The organism is Aestuariivirga sp., assembly GCF_037139295.1.
GTDB lineage: Bacteria > Pseudomonadota > Alphaproteobacteria > Rhizobiales > Aestuariivirgaceae > Aestuariivirga.
The window spans coordinates 1-2,749 of record NZ_JBAXGR010000235.1 but is presented as its reverse complement, the minus strand read 5'-3'; the positions used below and the strand labels follow the sequence as shown (position 1 = coordinate 2,749).

Annotated in this window: 3 protein-coding genes; 1 reads left to right on the top strand and 2 read right to left on the bottom strand. The window is 61.1% G+C overall.

From position 1 onward, the window contains the following. A partial coding sequence (locus WCJ41_RS21315) for a phytanoyl-CoA dioxygenase family protein (protein ID WP_336907849.1) occupies positions 1 to 723 on the top strand: 723 nt, incomplete at its 5' end. Between the two features lie 29 nt (positions 724 to 752). Here WCJ41_RS21315 and WCJ41_RS21310 read toward each other — a convergent pair. Together WCJ41_RS21310 and WCJ41_RS21305 are read right to left on the bottom strand one after the other, a co-directional pair. Next, entirely contained in the window at positions 753 to 1,712 is a 960-nt protein-coding gene (locus WCJ41_RS21310) for a hypothetical protein (protein WP_336907848.1), read from the bottom strand. A gap of 121 nt (positions 1,713 to 1,833) precedes the next feature. Beyond that, the coding region (locus tag WCJ41_RS21305) for an HAD-IIIA family hydrolase (protein ID WP_336907847.1) at positions 1,834 to 2,749 on the bottom strand (916 nt) is incomplete at its 5' end.

Sequence of the window (2,749 nt, the reverse complement as noted above, 5' to 3'; positions counted from 1 at the left end):
CTAAGCGCCCGCAGCGTACGCAACGCCCTGTCCAATGTGCATCCGGCCCCGGATTGGGTGCTGCATGCCACGATGTTCTTCGATCGGAACCAGGCGACCGAGCCGCATGAGGACATTTATTACATAGATTCAAATCCGACCGGCGCCTGCCTAGGTTTCTGGCTGGCCCTGGAGGATATCGACGAGCGGGCAGGGCGGTTCTACTTCGTCGAGGGATCGCACAAGGATTCAGCCCGGACCGCACGGCACCCCATGGAGCTCGAAAACGCCGAGCACCTGAAGCTCATAGAGGAATACGCAAACCGCAATCGCAACAGCCTCGTTGCGCCGGAACTGCGCAAGGGTGATGCCTTGATATGGCACGGGCGCACTATCCACGGCGCATTGCCGGTTCAGGACGAGCGGTTCTCGCGCAAGTCCCTGACAGCCCATTTCATCGATAGTGAAAGGGTTGGCAGGAATCGCTTTCGAGACTTCACATCAGTAGAGATCCGACGCTTCAACGACTTGCGGTATCTTGCTGCCATCCGGCCCGATGAAAACGCCTTTGCCCCCACCGGCGTGTGCACCCGCGACGTCGAATTGTCCGGCGGGCGGTATTGTTTCGTGGGTATAGACCGAGCAGGCGGCGACCGGATTGTGCTGGCTCTGGAACCTCACCGAGACCGTCCACAGATCGAGTCTTTGATTGGCTCTTTGAATGACGTCATGCGGCAAGGGTGAGCGCGGAAGCTCCCTTGTCTCGCCGGAGCCTATGCAGCGGCTTTCGCTTCCGTATCCCAGCGCGCTCGACACAATATGCGCTCGTTCAGCGGTTCCTTGGCCAACCCCCACATCTCGTCCTGGGTCAGGCGAGGCTTGGCGCCGCGTGCCCACCTGGAAGCCGGCCAAGCCAGGTTGCGTTCGGCCGACGGCCCCAGCACGGATGGAATGTGGCGAACCTGCCTTCTCGGGTAGTTCAGCAACATGCGGGCCCGATGGGCCCAAAGATGGCCGTACTTGCGCTCAAGGTAGTGATCCAGTTTCCGTTGCCATGGCTTCCAGACTTGGGATGTTCTGAGGGAGTGAAGCCTGGAATGGACCGGCTTGATGACGCGACACGCTTCAGGAAGACATATTTCCTCGCCTCCGCAAGCGGCGGCCAGATGGAGCAGCAGGGAGTCGAGGTCCAGAGACAGCGTCGTCCTGTCGGCGGGATAGCCGCGGACCCTGTGCCATAGCTGCCGGCTCATCAGGGTAAAGTCCCCACATGCATTGGTGTGGAGGTCGCGGATTTGCCAATGCTCGGGCTGCTGAAGCCTGCCACAACGATGGCCTTCAAGGCCTTCCAGGTGCGTCAGGAACGCCTCATCATCGAGTGGGTCGTAGTCGTTCATGTCCAGCTCGACGTCGAAACGGTCACTGCGATATATGCCGTTCTCATTCAGTGTTTGCGCGGCAAGTGTCTCCACCAGGGCCTTTGACAGGAATGTGTCACTGGCTTTCGGCAGTAAGAATTGGCCTCTGGCCCGACGCAGACCGACATTCGGCGCGTCGATGTGCAGGCCGCCTTCGCTGCTGCCGCGATAACGGTCGTGATACTTGGCGGGGACAACGTAGCCGCGCACGGTTACATAATCGCTGGCGAATTCCTTCATTTGGTCCAGGACGAGGGGACGATCGCTTTGCGGATTCCATTCCACCAGGATCAGTTCGCTTTCGAGGGCTGCCATAGTGAGCTGATGAACGAGACATCGCGCGGCTCGATGCACCCGTTTCTCGTAGTCGGCCGTATATCCGTCGTTGCGGACATAGGTGACGACGCTGAGATAAGGGGTGTGTGAAGTGCGGGCGTCAGATTGGCTTGGCATTGGCAACATTACTCGTGGCTGGGTGATCGGTGCTCCCGGTCCAAAGAGGCAAAACGCGGCGACTTGGCACGATCCCTCTGACGAAGTCGAAAAGATTCCCGCCGTGGAAATGATGACCGGGAATGCCGGCCGCTGTTGCGGCCGCGAGGTCCGTCGGCCGGTCGCCGATCAGGAAGCTTCCGCTTCGGTTGGTTGGCCAGTCTTCGAGGCACTTCAGGATCATTCCTGGTGCTGGCTTGCGCAGTGGTGAGTCGCGGCGGTAGGCCGCTATGCCCGCTTCCGGGTGATAGGGGCTGTATTCGAAGCCGTCGACATGCGCGCCACAGCGCTGCAGTTCGCCTTGCATCCAGCCGTGCAGCTGCCGGACGGCGTCTTCGTTGTAGTAGCCGCGCGCTACCCCGGCCTGGTTGGTCACGACGAAGACGAAGTAGCCGGCGTCGTTCAACCAGCGCACCGCTTCCTGCGCGCCGTCGATCCAGCGGAAATCATCGACCCGATGGACATAGCCGAGATCGTGGTTCAGTACGCCATCCCGATCGAGGAAGGCCGCTGGTCGCCGCGCGATCGCCGGGACAAGGTGTCCGGCGCGTTCGAAGTCCTCCGGAATTCCGATATCGATGAAGGGTCCATCGAACACGCGACCATCGAGCAGGCCTTCGGCGGCCAGCCTGGGAAGGACGTCGCGCTCGAGCGAGCAGGGGCTCGTGTCAATCCAGCGGAGTATCGACTTTCGCATGAGGTAGATGCCGGCATTGATGGGCTGGCTGGATTCTCCCGCAGGGATGAAGGCGCGGACCTGCCCGCTTTCAACGTCGACGCGCCCGTAACGGCTGCCGGCAATGCCATTGGCCAGCGTCATGCGCGCCACCCAATCGGCCCTGCCGGCGTCGGACAACGGC